We start from the raw sequence: 19990 nt of genomic DNA, 5'->3' as shown, positions 1-19990 counted from the left end.
TGCCTGTGGATTGGCCGTTTTGTGCAAACAAACAGTCAGGTGGCAGCGTCACGCTGGGCCAGCTCGCGCAGCAATGTCTGCTCGAGCGTCCTCATGGCGTGTTGTACGCCCAGACTGCAGTCTTGGAGAGTGGCCTGGCTGGCGTGTTCGAGACGTTCACACTGGTTGATCAGTTGCACGGCCCCGACGATACGCGCTGCGCCTTTGATCCGGTGCGCAATGGCGGCAAAGGGTTCCTGGCCGTCTTCAACATTCAGTTTGCTCAGAGTGTTGAGGTCCTGTTGGTTGGTGCGCAACAGCTCTTCGAGCAGCAGCTTGATCCGCTTGTCATCCTGGCCGGACAGTGCGTAGAGATTTTCAATGTTGAAGACGTCCTTTGCGCACGTCAGCGGCTCAAGGGCGGTTAATCGCTGGCTCAGCAAGGTCAAACTGATGGGTTTGAACAGGCAGTCATTCATGCCCGCTTCAAGGCAGCGCTGGCGCTCTTCGGGTTGAGCATTGGCGGTAAAGCCCAGGATGGTGCAAGGCGCGTGCTGTGCGGCGTGTTCGTGACGGCGAATAGCACGTGTCAGGTCGTAGCCGTTCATGACGGGCATGTTGCAGTCGGCTATCACCAGGTCGAAAGCGCCGCCTGTCCACAGCTCAAGCCCGGCTGCGCCATTGTGCGCCGTGGTGAACTGATGCCCCAGGTAACTCAATTGCTGGCACATCAGCAAGCGATTGGCTGGGTGGTCATCCACCACCAGCACATTCAACTGCCGAACGGCGGGTGCAATGGCCGGTTCTTGCGCCACGGCTTCGGCGCACGGTTCGAGGGTCTTGACGTTGAGCTTGATGTGGATCTGCGTACCGATGTCGGGTTGGCTGTTCAAGTTCAGAGTTCCGCCCATCATCTGGCACAGGCTGCGGCAAATAACCAGGCCCAGCCCCGCACCGCTGAGCGCCAGTTGCCCGCAGTTTTCTGCCTGGGCAAAGGGTTCAAACAAGCGGGCCTGATCGAAGGTGCTGATGCCAATCCCGGTGTCGCTGACGTTTAGCAGCAACTCCACCTCGTCGGCAACGCCGGTCGCCAGCATCTTCAGTTCAAGTGTGACCTGGCCGCGTTCTGTGAACTTGATCGCATTGCTGACCAGGTTGGTCATGATTTGCTTGAAGCGCAGGGGGTCGATCAGCACATCGGGGGCATTGTCTTCGGGGGTAAAGATCAGCACCAAGCTGAGGTTTTTTTGCCGGGCCAGGCCATCAAACACCCGTACCACCGAGTTGGCCAGCTCACGCAGGTTCACCCGCTCCGTGCTCAGGTTGAGCCGCCCGGACTCAATGCGGGCGATGTCGAGGATGTCGCCGATCAACTCCAGCAAGTCTTTGGCCGAGTTGTAGGCGACCTCAATGGAGGGGCGTTCCAGATAGCCCTGATCGGCGCGCTTCAAAGTGAGTTCAAGCATGCCGATGACGGCGTTCATCGGTGTGCGGATTTCATGGCTCATGGTCGCCAGAAAAGTGCTTTTGGCGCGGTTGGCGTCATCTGCCTGTTCTTTGGCGGCGCGCAGTTCATCCATTAATTGGCGTCGGTCGCTGATATCAATCCAGCCGCCGATAATGCCCTGAACTTCGCCCAATGAGTCCCGATATGGCAGGATCCAGTGGTAAATGGTTTGCGTCTTGCCACCGATATGCAGCGGTCTGTCAACGATCATCGGCGTGCCTTCGCGCATCACGCGCTGGTAATCCGCCTCATAGTCATGGGCTTCATGCTGATTGTTGAGCAGGCTTTGGGTCTGCATCACGTTTTTGCCGATCACGTCTTCGCGACGGGCCGAGAAAGCCTGCAAGTAGCTGTCGTTGCAGGTTTGCAGAATGCCGGCGCGGTCACGCACATAAATGGGGTGCGGGGTGCCATTGACCAGCGCACTCATGAATTCAAACTGGTCGCTGAGCGCGCGCTCGGCTTTTTTACGCTGATTGATCTGGCGGCGCATGTAGGCATTCCAGACCAATGACAGCAACAGCAGCAGGCTGGTGCCAATAATGATCTGGTAAATCAGGCGGTGGTAATTGCGCCAGTAGCTGTCGGATGCCGGCACATAGCCGCGCCAGCGGCTGTTGATCACGCCCAGCTCGTCGGGGCCAATGCTTAGCAGGGCTTTATTGAGTATGGAGCCGAGTTCGGTGGCATCCCGAGCTGTGGCGAGGGAGAACATGGCCGGTTGAGTGCCCAGGGTTGTGCTGATCTGCAAGCGGTCCTGGAACAGTTGCGAGGCGAGCAGGTAGTTGGCAATGACCAGCGTATTGACGGCGCCATCAGCTTTACCTTCGGCTAGTAATTCAGTGGCCTGGTAGATGTCATCGGTCTCGACCAGGGTGATCTGCGGGTACTCGGCAACCAGGTAGTCGGTCAGCGGGTTGCCGTGGGTCAACGCCAGACGCTTGCCGGCCAGTTGATCGAGGCTGGCGGGTTGCTCCGCGCCTTTGCGGCTGAGCAACACAAATGAGTTTTCTAGATAGGGACGGCTGAAGGCCAATGCGCTTTCTCGCGAAGCGGAGGGGCTGATGGCCGAAATGATGTCGGTGTCGTGCTGCTGAACCATGCGCATCATGGTGCTGAGGCTGCGCTCGCGCTGGATTTCAAAGCGCAACCCGGTGCGCAGGCGAATCACTTCCAGGAGATCTGCGGTAATGCCGCGGAAATTGCCGTCGGCATCAAAAAAAGTCAGGGGTGCCAAGGTTTCATTGACCGCCACTTTGACCACCGGGTGTTTGACCAGCCAGCGTTCTTCGCGCTCGGTGAGTTGCAGTTTTTGATCGGTGAGCAGCAGGTCGCTGCCGGCGTTCCAGCGTTTGGCAATGCTTTCGCGTTCACTATTGGGCACGGCAAGCAGAGTGGCGTTGATAATGTCGAGTAATTGCGAGTTGTCGCGGCGTACGGCAAAGCTGAAGCCGTGAGCTTCATGCTTGCCAAAATTGGCCATTTTGATGTTCTTCAAATAGCCCTTGTTGATCATGTAATGGGTGGAGATCGTGTCACCCAGAAAGACGTCGGCCTGATCGAACGCCACCGAGTTAATGGCATTTTGCGTAGAAGGGTAAGACTGGATGATGGCGTTGGGGTAAAGCGCCTTGACCTCATCCAGTGGCAAATAGTGGTAGACCATGCTCAGCCGCAGGCCCGCCAGGCCGTCAGAGAGAGAGCGGGTCTCTCCCTCACGGGTGACCAGTACCGGCTGGTCGATGGCATAGGGGGCTGACAGCAGCAGGTTTTGATTGGCCGCTTCAAAACCATTCGACGTGCCCAGCACGTCGATGCTGCCGTCTTCCAGTGCCTTGATGGCGGCATCGCGAGACGCGAAGCGTTTGACCTTGATTGATACATTCAGTGCTTTAGCGAGGATGCCTGCGTAATCAGCGGTCAGGCCTTCGAAATCCTGACCGCTGACGGTCATGTCAAACGGTGGGTAGTCGGGGGCGGAGGCCCCCAACTGTAATTCACGTTTTTCGTGTAGCCAGTAACGCTGTTGTTTATCCAGCGGGACTTCCATGTGATAGGTGCCCGAGCGGCTGAGCAGGGGAAAGCTTTCGGGTTTAGGTAACTCGGCAAACACGGGGGCGCACAGGAGCAGTCCTGCGAGCAGATAAAAGTAATACGTTAACCGCATGGGCATCCTGTTTCTCACACTAGGGCGTTGCGTTTAGCCAATTCGATGAGGTCGACCAAAGAATTGGCTTTAAGTTTTTGCATGAGCCGTTTTTTATAAGTGCTCACGGTTTTATTGCTAAGAAACATGCCGGTGGCGATTTCCTTGTTTGTTTTGCCTTGGGCGAAGAGCTTGAGAACCATCAGTTCCCGGTCGTTGACTAATTTGAACAGCTCAAGCTCCGAAGAGTTGTGCCCTTCAATATTTTCAGGAGTCAATGCTTGGCTGGGGAAGTAATTGTAGCCAGAGAATACAGCCTTAATTGCACTGACAAGTTCACTGAGTTCTTCTTGTTTACACACATATCCTGCTGCCCCCGACTGCATGCAGCGCATGGCAAACAACGCCGGTGACTGGGCCGTCAAGACAAGGGTTTTGAGGGTTGAGTTCATGGCGTTAAAGCGCGCCAGTACTTCCAGTCCGTCGAGTTTTGGGATGCTGATATCGAGAATGATCAGGTCAGGGACACATTCGCGAATCATTTGCATAGCATCTACGCCATTGTCGGTTTCACCGACTATTTCATAACCTTCATGTTCTAACAACATGCGAATGGCCAAGCGGATAACTGGATGATCGTCGACAATAAAAATCGTGTTCATATTGAATTCCCATAAAGAGCTGCATAGAAAGCGCGCACCTTAGCTCAGATATATGGATGTAGACACGAAGCGATCAGCCTACAAACGTAGTATGGGAATATTCCTACATTAAATAAGGCGTGAACTCACGAATTGTTCGGGGGGGTGACGGCGGTTTAATATCGTGCTGAATCGTTTGATGGCTGTTTTGTCGTTAGTGTGTTTATAGAATCTTATTAAGATTAGGATTATTCCTACATATGCTTCTGTTTTTGTATGGTGAATTTTTTGCCCGGATTTAAATGCTCGATAACGTCATTCTTTCTGGGTATTGAACTGCAGAGTGTTTAAAAAATAAAAACGGTTACAACTTATGTGTTCATTACCTTGTGGTTGTTCCTTCAGCAACGACCACAAGGTAATGCCCCACTCAGACAGGGCTGGAACGACCGGTCATCTCCTTGGCCATTTCGGTGGCATAGCTGTCAGTCATGCCGGCAATAAAGTCGATGATGCGCATAAACGAGCGATGCAAGGACCAGCTTGGGTCCGGGGCGTTGTGACCGAGCAAATCGAGGATGCGGCGGTTTTTGAACGATAAGGTTTTGTGCCCGTGTTGTTCCAGTGCCGCCCCACAAAAAGCATTTAACAAGATTTCCAGCGTGGTGTAAGCGCCGATTTCATGCAGGGTTTTGCGCTTGTCCTGGAAGATCTTTTTACGCGCCATGTTCTTGGCGTCCAGCACGCAGCGCTTGGCCGTGCCGTGCATGTGCTCCACCAGATCGCCGGCCAGCGTACCCGCGAGCAAGGCGTCCTGCTGTTCGACAAAGGCGCGGGCGGCGGCATTGGTCAGGTGCTCAATAGCCTTGCCACGCAAAATCGCCAGCTTGCGGCGTTCAGAGTCTTGTGGGCCGAGCTGGCGATAGGTCTCGGGCAAATCATCGCCCACCAGATTCAATAACAGGGACTCGACCTCGGCGTAGTGCAGCAGGTCCATCTCCAGGCCGTCTTCAAGGTCAATCAAGGCGTAGCAGATGTCGTCAGCGGCCTCCATCAGGTACACCAGCGGATGGCGCGCCCAACGTTGCTCTTCGATTTGCGGCAGGCCCAACTTGTGGGCAATCCCTTCGAGCAAATGCAGCTCGCTTTGGTAGCAACCGAACTTGTGCTTTTTGTACCCCAGAGAGTCGGCATGCCGGGCGGTCCACGGGTACTTGAGGAACGTACCAAGGGTGGCATGGGTTAACCGCGTGCCACCGTCGAACTGATGGTATTCAAGCTGTGTCAGCACCCTGAACCCTTGGGCGTTGCCTTCAAAGTTCAAGAAGTCATTGCGCTCGGCTTCGCTCATATCGTCCAGCCAGCCCTTGGCCGCAGCCTGCTGGAACCAATGGCGGATGGCATCTTCACCGGAGTGGCCGAAGGGCGGGTTGCCGATGTCGTGAGCCAGGCAGGCCGATTGCACCACCATGCCCAGGTCGGCGGGGTCGCACCATTCGGGCAGGGCGCTGCGAATGGTTTCGCCCACGCGCATGCCCAGCGAGCGGCCGACGCAACTGACCTCCAGCGAATGGGTAAGGCGGGTGTGAATGTGGTCGTTGCTGCTGACCGGGTGCACTTGGGTTTTGCGCCCAAGCCTGCGAAAGGCGCCGGAAAAAATAATCCGGTCGTGATCCTTGTGAAAGGGACTGCGCCCGAGCTCTTCGGCGCTGTAATGAGGTTTTCCGAGACGTTCGCGGTTAAGCAGGGTTTGCCAATCCAAGGCGCAGCGCTCCATCAAATGACTGATGACGCAGCTTCTCGCTTCAGGCCGGTTGGTGCAAGGCTTGGCGCATAAGTTAGGCAGCAAGCATGCCCGCGATCTTTTGATCATGAAAATCAAAAGATCGCGAGCTGTGCGTCAGGGCTTGCGCGAAGAACCCTGAATCACCAGTTTGATCAGCGGCAACAGCCCCGTGGTCAGCCCGATTAAACGGGACACGCCACCGGAGCCTTTGCTTTTAGTGCCTTTACCGGTCAAAAAGCCCAGCAGAGTCACCACCGCGACACCCCATAGCGGGGCGTGCTTGATCCCCAGGTGTTCTTTCCAGTTACTGGTGACACCGCGCATTTTGTTTAACGGCTCCAGCAATTGTTGCGACTCATGACGAATCTCCTGGCGGTGCATTTCCATGCGCAGGCGAATCAGCATTTTGCGCATGTCACGGCGCGAAGCGTTTGGCGGCATTTCAGGCAGGCTCATGGCAACAAACGCTCCCGGTCTTTGGCCAACTCTTCGAGCGTGGCGTTGAAAGGAGAGGACTCATCAAACACGGCCGCTTTAAGGCGCAAACCGCAGAACGCCGCTGCCAGGGTGTAAAAGACGCAGAGCCCGATAATGCCGGGCAGTCGATAACTGTCCCAAAGCACGATCAGCACCAGCGCCGACAGGCCGAGCAGCAATAACAACCCGAACACCAGTGCCAGCCCGGCGAACAGTAACAGGCTGACGGTCCGTGCCTTCTGTTCTTGCAGCTCAATGCCCAGCAACTCGACGTGGCTGTGCAGCAGACCCAGAAACGCGGCACCCAGGCGCCGCGGTGAGGAACGAGGGGAGCCGGATTCTTCGTTTGTCATATCAGCGCCGGGTGGCCAGCAGGCCAATCAAAAAGCCGACCCCGGCAGCTATGCCGACCGATTGCCACGGGTTGCTCTGTACATAGTCTTCGGCAGCGGTCACAGCGGCTTCACCGCGCTCGTGCAAGGACTCTTTGGTGTCCTCCAGTGAGGCGCGCGCTTTGTCCAGGCTCAGCTTGATCTTGTCGCGCAGTTCATCGGCCTGGTCACCGGCCAGCGCAGCGCTGTGTTCCAGCAGGCGTTCTGCGTCGTTGACCAGCGTCTGGAGATCGGCTTTGAGGATTTCTTGAGCATTCTTTGCTGTTATGCGGGCCATGATTAACTCCGTGTGTGGCTTCTTGATGGTTCGAGTGTAGGCATTCGCTGAAGGTTCACTACTTTTCTTCACATCAGATCAATGCGCTGACCTGCTGGTGCCCTGGAACACTCAGACTAGACGGCTTAACCCCGAGCGGAAGCAAACCTTACCTTAAATCATTCGTCGTCGCGGGGAAAACCCGGCGTGTCCAGTGGCTCGCTGCTCTCAAAACAACCCTCCAGCAAGTGATAGCGGTTATGCCGCACTTCATCGACGCGGTGGCGTACGGTTCTTTCAGGCAGCCCCAGCAATATCAGGGCGTGTGAGGCCAGCATCAAGCTGGACTCGAGCAATTCGGGCACCACTTCGGTGGCGCCGGCGGCCTTGAGCTCGGTAAGCCGGCTGTCGTCGCGGGTTCTGACCAGAATCGGCACTGCAATGGTGATGAGACGGGCCTCTTTCAGCACGCTCATGGCGATTTCGGTGTTGTCCACGGCAATCACCAGCAAGCGGGCACGATCAAGGCCCACCGCCCGCAACAAATCGCCACGGCGGGCGTCGCCGTAATGCACAGTGCTTTCGGTTTTGTTGGCCTTCTGGATCTGGTCCGGGTCGTAGTCAAGGGCGATAAAGTCCTGATTTTCACGGTGCAGGAAGCGCCCGATGGACTGGCCGACCCGGCCAAAGCCGCAGATCACCACATGCCCCTGCAGCTCGGCACTTTGCTCGGTGATTTTTTCCAGCTCGGCTTCTTCGTTCGAGGTGTGGTGCAAGCTGGCGGCGATGCGAGGAGCGGCGCGCAGCAGCAGGGGCGTGAGCAACATGGAGCAGAACGTCGCGGCCAACAAGTAAGGGGCGTATTGCGACGGGATCAGCGCATTGAGCTGCATTTGTGCCATCAGCGCGAAGCAGAACTCACCGCCTTGGGCCAATGCCAGGCCGCTGCGCCAGGCGGTCTCGCCGTCGCTGCCGCGCAGCTTGACCAGCGTCGCCACAACTGCGCCTTTGATGAGCATCAGCGCCAAGGTGAGGCCGACAATCAAAAAGCCGTGGTGCAGGAACAATTGCAGGTCGATGAGCATGCCGATGCTGACGAAAAACAGCCCCAGCAGAATGTCGCGAAAAGGCCGGATGTCGGCCTCGATCTGGTGCCGGTAATGGCTTTCACCCAGCAACATGCCCGCCAGGAACGCGCCGAGCGCCGGGGACAACCCCAGCAGGTGGGTCAACCAGGCCGTGACCAGCACGATCACCAGGGCCAGCAACACAAACAGTTCGGCAGAACGTGAGGCCGCCACCTCGTGAAACAGGCGCGGCAGTACGAAGCGGCTGGTGATGAGCAGGCCGACAAACAGAATGATGGTCTTGCCCAAGGTGATCGGCAGCGCCCAATACCAAGCTTGATCGCTGCTGCCGGCAAACACCGGTACCAGCGTCAGCAGCAATACGGCCACCACGTCCTGGAACAGCAATACGCCAATTGCGTTCTGGCCGTGGGGGCTGAAAATTTCCCCCAGGCTGGTCAGCTCTTTGCTGACGATGGCCGTGGAAGACAGGGCCAGGCCTGCGCCCAGCAAAAAGGCGCTGCTGGCTGACATGCCAAAGGCAAGCAGCAAGCCGCCCAGGACCACGGCGGTGCAGATGACTTGCAGGCTGCCGAGGCCAAAAACTACGCGGCGCAGCTTGAGCATTTTGGGCAGTGAGAACTCCAGCCCCAGCGAGAACAGCAAAAACACCACCCCCAACTCGGCGAGGTCCGGCAGGTCCGGGCTGTTATTGACCCAGTTCAGCGCCGTTGGGCCGATGAACAGGCCGACGCACAAATAACCCAGCACCGGCGGCAGTTTCAGGCGTCGAAACAGGGCAATGACCACCAATGACGAGGCGAGGATGATTAACAAATTGGCAAACACTAAGCGCTTCCTTCACTCATTTTTCTAGCTGAGCACTCTGTATGGGCCACAAGAGCACGCCAGTACGTAGCGTAGTCGTAAGCAGCGGTGTAAAGCGATTGCTCTGATCAGCGTTGCTGCACAAGCGCTGCCGACAGGCGGGTCGACGTGCCCGGGCAAGGCTCCTAAACTATATGCCCACCCTACACAGGTTAATGATCATGCTTCCCGAATGTCAGTTGCTCGGCACCTTGGGTTGCCATCTGTGCGAAGTGGCTGAAGGCGTCTTGATGCCGTTGGTGTATGAAGACGGCTTGCTGGTTGAGCTGGTTGATATTGCCGACCGTGAAGAATTGGCTGAGGCCTACGGCTTGCGCATCCCCGTGTTGCGTCGGATCGACACCGGCGCTGAGCTGGACTGGCCGTTTGACACTGAGCAGGTAGCCCACTTTCTGCTGTAGCTTGTGGCGCACTGTGCGCGATAATCGCGGGCTGCTTTTCTTGCCCAGAGTTTTTTATGTCGACCCAGCTTTTCAACGCCGCCGAGCATCAAGCCAGCACCTTGTACTTGCCACCGGGTCAATGGCCGACGGTACTCGACTGTTTGTGCGAGCACTTTCGGGCCATCAGCCGTGAGCAATGGCTGGATCGAATCGCCCGTGGCCGGGTCCTGGACGCCTACGGCGTGCCGATCAGCCCGCAGTTGGCGTACAAAGAAGGCCTGCGCATTCATTATTTTCGCGAAGTACCTAACGAAACGCCGATTCCGGTGCAAGAAACCATTTTGTATGCCGATGAGCATTTGGTGGTGGCAGACAAACCGCACTTTCTGCCCGTGACCCCGGCGGGCGAGTACGTCGAGCAAACCTTGCTACGCCGTTTGATCCGCACGCTGGACAACCCCAATCTGGTGCCGCTGCACCGGATCGACCGGCACACGGCGGGGTTGGTGCTGTTCTCTGCGAACCCGACCAGCCGCTCGGCGTATCAGTCGTTATTCCCTACGCGAAACATTGAAAAACGCTACGAAGCCATTGCCCGGGCCTTGCCAGATCTGGAATTGCCGCGCGTGCACAAAAGCCGTCTTGTGGAGGGCGAACCGTTCTTCCGCATGCAAGAAGGGCCGGGCGCCAGTAATACCGAAACCCGTGTCGAAGTGTGCGAGAAAAACGGCGATCTGTGGCGTTATGCGCTGTACCCGGTTACGGGTAAAAAACACCAGTTGCGCGTGCACATGGCAGCGCTGGGGGCAGGGATCTGCAACGATCCGTTTTATCCCGAGGTCATCAAGGACGCTGTGGATGACTACGCCAAGCCCCTGAAGCTGCTGGCGCAGGGCTTGCGTTTTACCGACCCGCTGACCGGCGAAGAGCGTTTTTTCGAGAGCCGTATCCGCCTCGACTGGTAATTGAGTATCGCGAAAAACCAGACAAAACCGGGCAGTCAGATTGGGGCTTAAGGGTCTTTATGAGAGCCGAAAAACTAGCCAAAGTCGCTGAAAATGCCCGGATTGTCGGACAAAAACAAACATGAAAAACTCTTCATAAACTGCCTCCTCGAAGATTGGTAGCTTCCTCAGCGCTGCCCACTCATTCGAGTTCTAATAATGAATAAAAAAATGCTCAAAAGCGCTTTGGCGCTCTCTGTTGCTGTTGCCTCGACTCAACTGCTCGCCGGTGGTTTTGCCCTCAACGAACAAAGTGTCAGCGGGATGGGAACCGGTTTTGCCGGGCGCTCCTCTTCTGCCGACGATGCCAGCACCGTGTATGGCAACCCCGCCGGGATGTCCCGCCTCAAGCAAAACGAAGTCAGCGTTGGCGCCACCTACCTTGACGCAAAATCCACCATCAAGGACGCCAGCTCTACGCAGTTTGGCGCTGATAACCCGGGCACCAACAAAGGCGACATGGTACCCGGCATTGGCGTGCCGTTCGGCTACCTGGTCACCCCGATTGACGAGCATTGGGCCTTTGGTCTGGGGGTTTATGCCCCGTTCGGCCTGGTGACTGACTATGAGAGCAGCTTCCAGGGCAACGGCTTTGGCAGCAAAAGCAAAGTGCAAGTCATCACTACCCAGCCGACGGTCAGCTATGCCTTTAACGACAAAGTCTCGGTAGGTTTCGGGCCGACGTTCAACCGTCTCACTGGCGAGCTGGACTCCAAAGTGCCGGCGTTTGGCCTGGGCAATGAAACCGTCAAGATCAAGGGCGACGACAACGCTATCGGTTTTAACGCCGGGCTGTTGGTGCAGGCGCTGGACAGCACCCGCTTCGGTGTGACCTATCACTCGCAGGTGGTTTACCACCTGAGCGGCCACACCAACGCCTCGGGCCTGCTCTCTGATCTGGTGGACGGCGGGCCGCAGCGTTACGGCGCCAAGCTGAACATCACCACGCCGTCGTCGGTGGACTTCTCGGTCACTCATCAACTTAACGATGACTGGACCCTTTATGCGGGCAGTACCTACACCCGCTGGAGCCAGTTGAAGAAAATCACCGTCAACAACTCCGGCGTGTCCGACGGTAGCAGCGAACTGGCTTCCATTACCGAGGTGCAGAACTGGCATGACACGTGGTCGCATGCCATCGGCGCGGCGTACCGGGTGAATAAGCAGTTGGTGTTGCGCACCGGTTTAACGCTGGACCAAACCCCCACCAACAACACCGATCGTTCGGTACGGATTCCTACGGGAGACCGGACTGTATTCAGCGTGGGTGCCGGTTGGACACCCGTGGATAACCTGACCTTCGACGTTGCCTATTCCTACCTCAAGGAACAGCCGATCAAGGTTCATGACAGCCAGCCCGCGCTGGGCCTGACCTACGACGCCAAGTATGAAAACAGCGCCAATGGCTTTGGTGGCTCGGTGACCTATCGCTTCTGATCGCGCAGTCTCAGCAACAGCCAGGTTTTTTACAGATGCGTCAAAAAACAAAACCCGCACTTGGCGGGTTTTGTTTTTCAGCGCATAAACCCGAAGGCTTACAGTTCTTTAACGGTACGAACCTGGTCTTTGTTGATGCGGGTTTCTTTACCGTCCAATTGTTTGAACTGGTAAAAGCCCGACGACGAGTCGTACTTAGGGGCGTCGACTGTCTGGATTTCACGGCCATCATTGAGTGTGATCACGCTTGGCGAGGAGCAACCAGCAAGGGCGGCCAGGCCTGCAGTGAGCATAAGAGCGGCCAGAGTCCGATGAGTCATGTTTATCTCCAACAAATAGGGGTGCTGTTATTAATCACTGTCCTTGAGACGTATACATCGCTCTCAAGTTCCGTGGTTAGCCACAAGAACAGCGCGTTAGCTTATATCAGTAAGTCAGCAGTGTTGAAGTTGCTTAACCGTGAATCATTTTCGGGGCATTGTACGGGCTGTGCATTGAGCTGGAGCATGATTTTTCGCGGGCTGCGTTCGCCCGTGTGCCAGGCCGCTTCGAATGCCGGTGCCAATGCCGTCGGGATCACACAAAACAACGGCTCCCAGTGTTCGCCCTGACGCACCATGTGCGGTGTGTCCGGCGCATGGGCGGCGGCCGCAAGCAGCGTGCCGAGCAGCTCGCCATTGACCTTGGGCACATCGCACGGCAGCACCAGCAGGTGTGAATACCGAGCCGCTGCCAGGCCCGCCCGAATGCCCGCCAGTGGCCCGTCAAAGTCATCATTGCCATCGCTCACCAACTGGTCGGCATAGGCGGCGTAGCGGTCGTGGTTGCGATTGCAGGAAATGATCAAGTCATCGGTCAGCGCGCGCGCCGCTTGCTGCACATAAGCAATCAGCGGCTGCCCGCGCCACAAAACCAGGCCTTTGTCCTGGCCCCCCATACGCTGGCCCCGGCCTCCGGCCAGAAGCAAAATCGAACTCTGAAACGGCTGCATGAATGGGCTACGCTCCGTCTGGCGAATAAGGGCGTGATATAACACCCACCTGTTTTTCCTACAACCGGACCCCGTCTATGAAAGCCAAAGTTGATGCTCCTTTCGTTCCTTTGAACATTGCGGTGTTAACCGTCAGCGATACCCGGACCCTCGAAACCGACACGTCCGGGCAAGTCTTTGTCGATCGTCTGAGCGAGGCCGGGCACCATTTGGCGGCGCGGGTATTGCTCAAGGACGACCTGTATAAAATTCGCGCCCAGGTGGCAACCTGGATTGCCGATGATGAAGTGCAAGTGGTGTTGATCACCGGCGGCACCGGCTTTACTGCGCGTGATAGCACGCCAGAGGCGGTGAGCTGCCTGCTGGACAAGCAGGTCGATGGTTTTGGCGAATTGTTCCGCCAGATTTCCGTAGCCGACATCGGTACTTCGACCGTGCAATCACGCGCCTTGGCCGGTTTGGCCAATGGCACGCTGGTGTGCTGCCTGCCGGGTTCGACCAATGCGGTGCGTACCGGTTGGGACGGCATATTGGCCGAGCAGCTCGATGCCCGTCACCGGCCTTGCAACTTTGTCGCGCACTTGAAGCAGGCACCGGCCTGTGAAACCCGTGGGTAAGCCGGGGCGCACGGGCGAGTTAATGCCCGTTGAAGTCGCGCTGGCGCAATTGCTGGCGCTGGCCGAGGCGGCGCCGATTCGTGACAGCGAGTCAGTGCTGCTGGCCGACAGTGACGGGCGGGTGCTGGCCGATGACCTGGTGGCAAGCCTTGATTTGCCGCCGTGGCCCAACAGTGCCATGGACGGTTACGCACTCAACCTGGCTGACTGGTCGGGCGAACCGCTGCCTGTCAGCCAGCGGATTTTTGCCGGGCAAGCGCCTGAGCCGTTGACGCCGGGCACCTGCGCACGGATCTTCACCGGCGCGCCGGTTCCACAGGGCGCCGATTGCGTCGAAATGCAGGAAAACGCTCTGGTTCAGGCTGATGAGCGGGTGTTGTTCACTGAGGCGCTGACCGTGGGGCAGAACATTCGTCCTCAAGGGCAGGAAACCACCGTGGGCGAAACCGTACTGCTTGCCGGTACCCGGCTGGGGCCGATCGAACAGGGCTTGGCGGCGTCTCTGGGCTGCGCCACGCTCAAGGTAATCCGCCGGGTCAAAGTGGCGGTGCTGTCGACCGGTGACGAACTGATCGAGCCCGGCCAGCCGTTGGGGCCGGGGCAGATCTACAACAGCAACCGCGTGGTGCTGTGCAGTTGGTTGAAGCGCATGGGGTGTGAGGTGGTCGACGCCGGGATCTTGCCTGACGACCTGCCTGCCACCCGGCAACGTTTGGCGGAGCTGGGCGCGGTTGACCTGATCTTGTCCACCGGCGGGGTCTCGGTGGGCGAGGCGGACTTTCTCGGGATAGCCCTGCGTGAAGAGGGCGAACTGGCCTTGTGGAAACTGGCGATCAAACCTGGAAAACCCCTGACCTTTGGGCATTTTCGCGGCGTGCCGGTGATTGGTTTGCCGGGTAACCCGGCCTCGACTCTGGTGACCTTTGCATTGCTGGCCCGGCCTTACCTGTTGCGCCGTCAAGGCGTGCAAGGCGTTGCGCCGTTGAAGTTTCAAGTGCCAGCCGGGTTTGTCTGGGCCAAGCCGGGTAATCGTCGCGAATACCTGCGTGGCCGGCTGGATCAAGGCCGGGCAATCATTTACAAAAATCAGAGCTCAGGCGTTTTACGCAGCGCTGCCTGGGCCGATGGGCTGGTGGAAGTGCTTGAAGGCAGCACACTGGCCGAAGGCGACGGGGTCGGCTTTATCCCGCTCAGCGAAGTGTTGGGCTAACCCGCAAACCTGGAGCTGCCGCAGCCTGCGGCAGCTCCTATCAAAAATAAAATAAGTGATTGATTCTAAAGGCCCTGTAGGAGCGAGCTTGCTCGCGATCTTTTGATCTTGGTCTAAGAGCCCCTCACCCTAGCCCTCTCCCGAAGGAGAGGGAACCGATTGGGGGATGCTGAAGATACTTGGTGGCCTGTTTACTGCGCGACAGCGCGGCGTCGAAGACGTGGTGGCCCCTCTTATCAAACATAAAATAAGTGATTGATTCTAAAGGCTCTGTAGGAGCGAGCTTGCTCGCGATCTTTTGATCTTGGTCTAAGAGCCCCTCACCCTAGCCCACTCCCGAAGGAGAGGGAACCGATTGGGGGATGCTGAAGATACTTGGTGGCCTGTTTACTGCGCGACAGCGCGGCGTCGAAGACGGGGCGGCCCCTTTTATCAAACATAAATAACTGATTGATCCTAAAGGCTCTGTAGGAGCGAGCTTGCCTCGCGATCTGTTGATCTTGATCTGGCTTTTGATCTTGATCTAAGCCCCCGTTAAACCACGCTGGCCGAACGCAGATGTTGCGCAGTGGCTAACCCGGCAGGACGCCGGGTTAGCCGCGACACGGCCAGGGATGGCCGATCGCGGCGGGCTCACGGCGTAAGGCCGGAACCCTAAGTGGCCGTTGCCGCAGCAATGGATATGTACCCAAGAATCCCGAAGTGGCCTGTTTTACGCGCCTCAGCGCGGCGTCAAAGATCGGGCGGCAGCTCCTACGCGTTTACGGCGTTTCTGTGCGCCCATACACGTCATTGAAACGCACGATGTCGTCTTCCCCTACGTAGTCCCCGCATTGCACTTCGATCATCACCAACTCAACGTCGGTTGGATTCACCAGACGGTGCGCGCGGCCTGCTTTGATATAGGTCGATTCATTGCTGCCCAGCACGAACTGCTGGTCGCCATTGGTCACCTGCGCGGTGCCGCTCACGACGATCCAGTGTTCGCTGCGATGGCGGTGCATCTGCAATGACAAGGCGCCTTGCGGTTTGACCACGATGCGTTTGAGTTTGAATCCGGGGCCTTCCTCCAGCACGGTGTAGCTGCCCCAGGGCCGTGTCACGCTGCGGTGCAGGCGATACGTATCGTGGCCTTGTTGCTTGAGCGTCTGGGCGATGTATTTAACGTCCTGGCTGCGGGTCGCATCGGCCACCAGCAGCGCATCGGCGGTGTCGATGATGATCAAATCCTTGAGGCCCACCCCGCCGACCAAACGCGTAGGCGAGTCGATGTAACAACCTTGTACATCGTGCAGCACGGTTTGCCCGGTGCACTGGTTGCCATCGGCATCGGCTGGGCTCAATTCACGTACTGCCTGCCAACTGCCAATGTCACTCCAGCCGAGTTGGCAGGGCACAACGGCGACTTTTTTCGAGTGCTCCATCAGCGCGTAGTCGATGGAAATATCGGCCGCTTGGGCGAAGGTCTGGCTGTCGAGCTCGCGCTGACATTGCTGCGGGCCTGCAAATACCGGGCTGTGCTCAAGGCACAGGCTCACGGCCTGAAGAATTTGCGGGGCATGTTGCGCAAGCTCTTGCAGCAGGCTGTCGACGCGCATGCAGAACATTCCGCTGTTCCACAGGTGCAGGCCGCCCTCCAGGTACTGCTGAGCGGTCGCGGCATCCGGTTTTTCGACAAAGCGCGCCACGGCGCACCCGTCGCCTTTTTCGATGTAGCCAAACCCCGTCTCGGCCCTGGTCGGCTGAATGCCGAACGTCACCAGCCAACCTTGATCGGCCAACTGCCGGGCACTGTCGACGGCCTGCTGGAAGGCCGCGATGTCGCTGATCAAGTGATCGGCCGGTAGCACCAGCAGATGCGCATCTGCGCCGTAGCGTTGGGCAACGTGCAGCGCTGCAGCGGCGATGGCGGGGGCGGTGTTGCGGCCGAAGGGCTCAAGGATGAAGTCCAGCGCAACGTCGTCCGCGGGGTGCTGGCGATACTCATCAAGCGTACGGAAATACACCTCGCGGTTGGTCACGGTCAGCAACTGGTGCACGCCCGGCAGGCCGATGGCGCGTTGGAAGGTCTTTTGCAGCAGGCTCTGGCCATCGGGCAGGCGCATAAAGGGCTTGGGCATGGCTTCACGCGACACCGGCCACAGTCGGGTGCCCGCGCCGCCGGCGATGATGCAGGGAATGAGTGGGCTCATTCAGAACGCCTCCAGAGGCAATGGGCTGCGGTTGGGGGGTGAAGTCTGACGGGTTCTGGCGGTTTGATCGACCCGTTGACGGCCCTGAAAGGTTTTTTTGCAAATAAACCGCTTGCGTTGGGCCTTTCTTGATCGGTTGTTGTCCAACCCTACGGACTGACCAGGAGATGCGGCATGAGTGCAGGAAAGGCATTTTTGATTTTGCACGGCAAGCAAGCCATGAACGAAGACGTTCGGGCCGCTGTCGAGCAGCAACGTGCAGGCGGGCGCGAGCTGACGGTGCGCCTCACGTGGGAAGCCGGGGACGCGCAGCGCTTGGTGGGCGAAGCGCTTGAGGCTGGTTACGAGCAGTTGATTGCAGGTGGCGGTGACGGCACGTTGCGTGATGTGGCCGAAGCGATGGCACAGGCGCAGACCACCGCCAGCTTGGTGCTGTTGCCGTTGGGCACGGCCAATGACTTTGCCCGTGCGGCGGGGGTGCCGCTGGAACCCGGCCCGGCCTTGGGGCTGCTGGACGTACCGGCCCGGCAGATCGATTTGGGTGAAGTCGGCGGGCAGTATTTTTTGAACATGGCCACGGGCGGTTTTGGCAGCCAGGTCACCGCCAATACCTCAGAAGACTTGAAAAAAGTCATCGGCGGCGCGGCCTACCTGTTTACCGGGCTCTCACGTTTCAGTGAGTTGCAGGCGGCCTATGCCGAGCTGCAAGGCCCTGATTTTCAGTGGCAAGGCCAATTGTTGGCGTTGGGCATTGGCAATGGCCGCCAAGCGGGCGGTGGGCACGAGTTGTGCCCGCAGGCATTGGCCGATGATGGCCTGCTGGACGTGAGTATCCTGCCCGCGCCACAAGAGGTGGTGGGTACGGTGAAAAACCTCATGGCGGGCGGCTGGGGGCTGGACAACCTGTTTGTCCGGGCGCGCCTGCCATGGGTAGAGATCAAGGCCGCGCAAGGGCTGGCGCTTAACCTCGATGGCGAGCCGCTAACCGGCGAGAGCTTGCGCTTCAGCGCACACAAAGGCGCGTTGCGCGTGCATTTGCCGCAAAACTCACCGCTGTTAAGTTCTTAAAAGCGCCAGATGTCATCTGGCCATTATTTTTAGGGTGTGAGGGGAGGGGAGGGTCAAGAATCGACGTGTCGTGTCGATAGCCTAGGACCTTTCGCACACACGCCCAGGAAATATCTATGGCCGGCATTCTCGACACGGTAGACCAGCGCACACAGTTGGTCGGTGAAAACCGACTGGAACTTCTGATGTTTCGCCTTGCAGGGCGGCAGTTGTTCGCAATCAACGTGTTCAAGGTGCAAGAAGTGTTGCAACTGCCCAAGTTGACCCTGATGCCCCATCGCCACCGGCATGTGTGCGGGGTCATCAACTTGCGCGGCAAGACCTTGCCCGTCATCGACCTCTCCCAGGCCATCGGCATGCGCCCGGTGGTGCCGGGGCCCGCCAGCACGATTATCGTCACCGAGTACAACCGCTCGATTCAGGCCTTTCTGGTGGGCAGTGTGGACCGGATCGTCAACATGAACTGGGAAGCCATCCTGCCGCCGCCCGCCAGCGCCGGGCGTCACCATTATTTGACCGCCATCAGCAAGGTTGACGATCAACTGGTGGAAATCATCGACGTGGAAAAGGTCTTGGCCGAGATCGTGCCGTACAACGCCAAAGTCTCCCCCGACAAGCTGGCCGACCCGGTGCTGGAGCGGGCGCGGGGCCGTGAAGTGCTGTTGGTCGATGATTCCAGCGTGGCCTTGGCTCAGTTGCGTGAAACGTTGTCGCAGTTAGGGATCAAAATGCATGTCGCCAGCGACGGCCTCAAAGCCTTCAACATGCTCAAGGCCTGGGCCGACTCCGGGCAGGTCATGACTGACAAGCTGCTGATGGTGTTCACTGACGCGGAAATGCCAGAAATGGATGGTTACCGTTTAACCACTGAAATTCGTAACGATCCTCGTCTGCGCAGTTTGTATGTGGTACTTCACACGTCATTGTCCGGCAGCTTCAACGAGTCGATGGTGAAGAAGGTGGGGTGTGACAACTTTCTCTCCAAATTCCAGCCGGACAAATTGGTGGATGTCGTCCGTCAGCGCCTGATGCTGGACGAAGTGCCTGCCTGATCTTGTCCCATTGGGGGATCTTTGCAGGCCCGAAGGCTTCTATACTGTGGCTTTTTTACCTTGCAGGGATCTGACCCATGCTTCGTCTGAGTGCGCTGTATCGCTTCCCACTGAAATCCGGCAAAGGCGAAAGCCTGCCGCATGCCCGACTGGACAAGCTGGGACTGGTCGGTGATCGACGCTGGATGTTGGTGGACGAAGCGAACGGGCGATTCCTGACGCAGCGTACAGAGCCAAAAATGAGCCAGCTGTCGGCCCTGTGGAGTGGCGCGGGCGGCCTGACCTTGAGTGCTCAGGGCTTTGCGCCTCTGGAAGTGGCGTTGCCTGACCCGGACGATAATCTGCGCGGTGTGACCATTTGGCGCGACACCTTGCGCGTGCCGGATGCCGGAGATGAAGCGGCGCAGTGGCTAAGCGGCTTTATCGACAAACCGGTGCGCCTGGTGCATGTGCCGCTTGAGCGCGCGCGCATGACTGAGTCGGGCTACGGGCAGGATGATGACAAAGTGGCGTTCGCCGATGGCTACCCCTTGCTGTTGATCGGTCAGGCCTCGCTGGATGACCTTTCGCAGAAAGTAGGGCGGTCGCTGGAGATGCTGCGCTTTCGCCCCAACCTGGTGATTGAAGGCAGCGAAGCGTTTGCCGAAGACGGCTGGAAGCGCATCCGCATTGGCGATGTTGAGTTTCGAGTGGTCAAGCCGTGCTCGCGTTGCATCCTCACTACGATCGACCCGCAGACCGGCGAGCGGGACGCCAATCGTGAGCCGTTCGCGACCTTGAACAACTATCGCAAACAGGAAGGTGGCGCGATGTTTGGGCAAAACCTGGTTAACGACAGCGAAGGCGTGCTGGAAGTCGGCATGCCGGTCACCATTCTGGAATAACTGTAGGTGCGAG

18 protein-coding genes are annotated in these 19990 nt (G+C 58.0%); 8 read left to right on the top strand and 10 right to left on the bottom strand.

Features of this window, described 5'->3' with window-relative positions:
• Positions 1-35: 35 nt before the first annotated feature.
• The 7 genes from TU84_RS09210 to TU84_RS09180 all read right to left on the bottom strand — a co-directional run bounded on the left by TU84_RS09210 (position 36) and on the right by TU84_RS09180 (position 9100).
• Positions 36-3659: a transporter substrate-binding domain-containing protein gene (locus TU84_RS09210; RefSeq protein ID WP_048368732.1), complete on the bottom strand. Its 3624-nt coding sequence runs from the start codon at positions 3657-3659 to the stop codon at positions 36-38.
• Between the two features lie 8 nt (positions 3660-3667).
• Positions 3668-4294 carry a response regulator transcription factor gene (locus tag TU84_RS09205; RefSeq protein ID WP_048368731.1) on the bottom strand — a complete coding sequence of 209 codons (627 nt, stop codon included), beginning with the start codon at positions 4292-4294 and terminating at the stop codon, positions 3668-3670.
• 409 nt (positions 4295-4703) lie between these two features.
• The gene (locus TU84_RS09200) at positions 4704-6035 is read right to left on the bottom strand and encodes a deoxyguanosinetriphosphate triphosphohydrolase (RefSeq protein ID WP_048368812.1); all 1332 of its coding nucleotides are present in this window, start codon (positions 6033-6035) and stop codon (positions 4704-4706) included.
• Positions 6036-6173: 138 nt separating this feature from the next.
• Complete coding sequence (locus tag TU84_RS09195; protein ID WP_048368730.1) at positions 6174-6515, bottom strand: hypothetical protein; 342 nt, start codon at positions 6513-6515, stop codon at positions 6174-6176.
• The gene (locus TU84_RS09190) at positions 6512-6889 is read right to left on the bottom strand and encodes a phage holin family protein (protein ID WP_048368729.1); all 378 of its coding nucleotides are present in this window, start codon (positions 6887-6889) and stop codon (positions 6512-6514) included. Before TU84_RS09190 ends, TU84_RS09195 begins: the two co-directional genes overlap by 4 nt.
• Before the next feature lies 1 nt (position 6890).
• A complete protein-coding gene (locus tag TU84_RS09185; protein ID WP_048368728.1) occupies positions 6891-7205 on the bottom strand; it encodes a DUF883 family protein in 315 nt (104 codons plus the stop codon).
• Positions 7206-7363: 158 nt separating this feature from the next.
• Positions 7364-9100: a cation:proton antiporter gene (locus tag TU84_RS09180; RefSeq protein ID WP_048368727.1), complete on the bottom strand. Its 1737-nt coding sequence runs from the start codon at positions 9098-9100 to the stop codon at positions 7364-7366.
• A 200-nt stretch (positions 9101-9300) separates the two neighbouring features.
• Between TU84_RS09180 and TU84_RS09175 the strand changes: the two genes are divergently transcribed.
• The 3 genes from TU84_RS09175 to TU84_RS09165 all read left to right on the top strand — a co-directional run bounded on the left by TU84_RS09175 (position 9301) and on the right by TU84_RS09165 (position 11963).
• Entirely contained in the window at positions 9301-9540 is a 240-nt protein-coding gene (locus TU84_RS09175) for a glutaredoxin family protein (RefSeq protein WP_048368811.1), read from the top strand.
• A gap of 56 nt (positions 9541-9596) precedes the next feature.
• A complete protein-coding gene (locus TU84_RS09170; RefSeq protein WP_048368726.1) occupies positions 9597-10487 on the top strand; it encodes a pseudouridine synthase in 891 nt (296 codons plus the stop codon).
• 198 nt (positions 10488-10685) lie between these two features.
• Positions 10686-11963: an OmpP1/FadL family transporter gene (locus TU84_RS09165; RefSeq protein ID WP_048368725.1), complete on the top strand. Its 1278-nt coding sequence runs from the start codon at positions 10686-10688 to the stop codon at positions 11961-11963.
• A 98-nt stretch (positions 11964-12061) separates the two neighbouring features.
• Here TU84_RS09165 and TU84_RS09160 read toward each other — a convergent pair whose 3' ends face one another.
• Together TU84_RS09160 and mobA are read right to left on the bottom strand one after the other, a co-directional pair.
• Positions 12062-12283, bottom strand: a complete 222-nt coding sequence (locus TU84_RS09160; RefSeq protein WP_048368724.1) for a YgdI/YgdR family lipoprotein — start codon at positions 12281-12283, stop codon at positions 12062-12064.
• A gap of 101 nt (positions 12284-12384) precedes the next feature.
• Positions 12385-12954 carry a molybdenum cofactor guanylyltransferase MobA gene (gene mobA / locus TU84_RS09155; protein ID WP_048368723.1) on the bottom strand — a complete coding sequence of 190 codons (570 nt, stop codon included), beginning with the start codon at positions 12952-12954 and terminating at the stop codon, positions 12385-12387.
• Between the two features lie 77 nt (positions 12955-13031).
• Between mobA and moaB the strand changes: the two genes are divergently transcribed.
• Positions 13032-13571, top strand: a complete 540-nt coding sequence (gene moaB / locus TU84_RS09150; protein ID WP_048368722.1) for a molybdenum cofactor biosynthesis protein B — start codon at positions 13032-13034, stop codon at positions 13569-13571.
• On the top strand, positions 13555-14781 hold the full coding sequence (locus tag TU84_RS09145; RefSeq protein ID WP_048368721.1) for a molybdopterin molybdotransferase MoeA: 1227 nt from the start codon (positions 13555-13557) through the stop codon (positions 14779-14781). The genes moaB and TU84_RS09145 overlap by 17 nt, the downstream gene beginning before the upstream one ends.
• A gap of 761 nt (positions 14782-15542) precedes the next feature.
• Here the strand turns inward: TU84_RS09145 and TU84_RS09140 are convergent.
• The gene (locus tag TU84_RS09140) at positions 15543-16973 is read right to left on the bottom strand and encodes a mannose-1-phosphate guanylyltransferase/mannose-6-phosphate isomerase (RefSeq protein WP_048368720.1); all 1431 of its coding nucleotides are present in this window, start codon (positions 16971-16973) and stop codon (positions 15543-15545) included.
• 174 nt (positions 16974-17147) lie between these two features.
• Here TU84_RS09140 and yegS point away from each other — a divergent pair, with 174 nt between their 5' ends.
• From yegS to TU84_RS09125, 3 genes are all read left to right on the top strand, one after another.
• Positions 17148-18041 (top strand): lipid kinase YegS, encoded by an 894-nt coding sequence (gene yegS, locus TU84_RS09135; protein ID WP_048368719.1) that lies wholly within the window; start codon positions 17148-17150, stop codon positions 18039-18041.
• Between the two features lie 116 nt (positions 18042-18157).
• Entirely contained in the window at positions 18158-19093 is a 936-nt protein-coding gene (locus tag TU84_RS09130) for a chemotaxis protein CheV (RefSeq protein WP_048368718.1), read from the top strand.
• A 77-nt stretch (positions 19094-19170) separates the two neighbouring features.
• A complete protein-coding gene (locus TU84_RS09125) occupies positions 19171-19977 on the top strand; it encodes an MOSC domain-containing protein (RefSeq protein WP_048368717.1) in 807 nt (268 codons plus the stop codon).
• Positions 19978-19990: the final 13 nt, after the last annotated feature.

Origin of the sequence: Pseudomonas helleri (assembly GCF_001043025.1) — a bacterium.
Lineage (GTDB): Bacteria > Pseudomonadota > Gammaproteobacteria > Pseudomonadales > Pseudomonadaceae > Aquipseudomonas > Aquipseudomonas helleri.
Note: the sequence above shows the minus strand (reverse complement) of the source record. Positions and strands in the feature narration are given on the sequence as shown.

Excerpts from the sequence above, each read along its gene's own strand:
- TU84_RS09210 (WP_048368732.1), bottom strand. The coding sequence starts at position 3,659 with ATGCCCATGCGGTTAACGTATTACTTTTATCTGCTCGCAGGACTGCTC.
- TU84_RS09205 (WP_048368731.1), bottom strand. The coding sequence starts at position 4,294 with ATGAACACGATTTTTATTGTCGACGATCATCCAGTTATCCGCTTGGCC.
- TU84_RS09195 (WP_048368730.1), bottom strand. The coding sequence starts at position 6,515 with ATGAGCCTGCCTGAAATGCCGCCAAACGCTTCGCGCCGTGACATGCGC.
- TU84_RS09190 (WP_048368729.1), bottom strand. The coding sequence starts at position 6,889 with ATGACAAACGAAGAATCCGGCTCCCCTCGTTCCTCACCGCGGCGCCTG.
- TU84_RS09185 (WP_048368728.1), bottom strand. The coding sequence starts at position 7,205 with ATGGCCCGCATAACAGCAAAGAATGCTCAAGAAATCCTCAAAGCCGAT.
- TU84_RS09175 (WP_048368811.1), top strand. The coding sequence starts at position 9,301 with ATGCTTCCCGAATGTCAGTTGCTCGGCACCTTGGGTTGCCATCTGTGC.
- TU84_RS09170 (WP_048368726.1), top strand. The coding sequence starts at position 9,597 with ATGTCGACCCAGCTTTTCAACGCCGCCGAGCATCAAGCCAGCACCTTG.
- TU84_RS09165 (WP_048368725.1), top strand. The coding sequence starts at position 10,686 with ATGAATAAAAAAATGCTCAAAAGCGCTTTGGCGCTCTCTGTTGCTGTT.
- TU84_RS09160 (WP_048368724.1), bottom strand. The coding sequence starts at position 12,283 with ATGACTCATCGGACTCTGGCCGCTCTTATGCTCACTGCAGGCCTGGCC.
- mobA (WP_048368723.1), bottom strand. The coding sequence starts at position 12,954 with ATGCAGCCGTTTCAGAGTTCGATTTTGCTTCTGGCCGGAGGCCGGGGC.
- moaB (WP_048368722.1), top strand. The coding sequence starts at position 13,032 with ATGAAAGCCAAAGTTGATGCTCCTTTCGTTCCTTTGAACATTGCGGTG.
- TU84_RS09140 (WP_048368720.1), bottom strand. The coding sequence starts at position 16,973 with ATGAGCCCACTCATTCCCTGCATCATCGCCGGCGGCGCGGGCACCCGA.
- yegS (WP_048368719.1), top strand. The coding sequence starts at position 17,148 with ATGAGTGCAGGAAAGGCATTTTTGATTTTGCACGGCAAGCAAGCCATG.
- TU84_RS09130 (WP_048368718.1), top strand. The coding sequence starts at position 18,158 with ATGGCCGGCATTCTCGACACGGTAGACCAGCGCACACAGTTGGTCGGT.
- TU84_RS09125 (WP_048368717.1), top strand. The coding sequence starts at position 19,171 with ATGCTTCGTCTGAGTGCGCTGTATCGCTTCCCACTGAAATCCGGCAAA.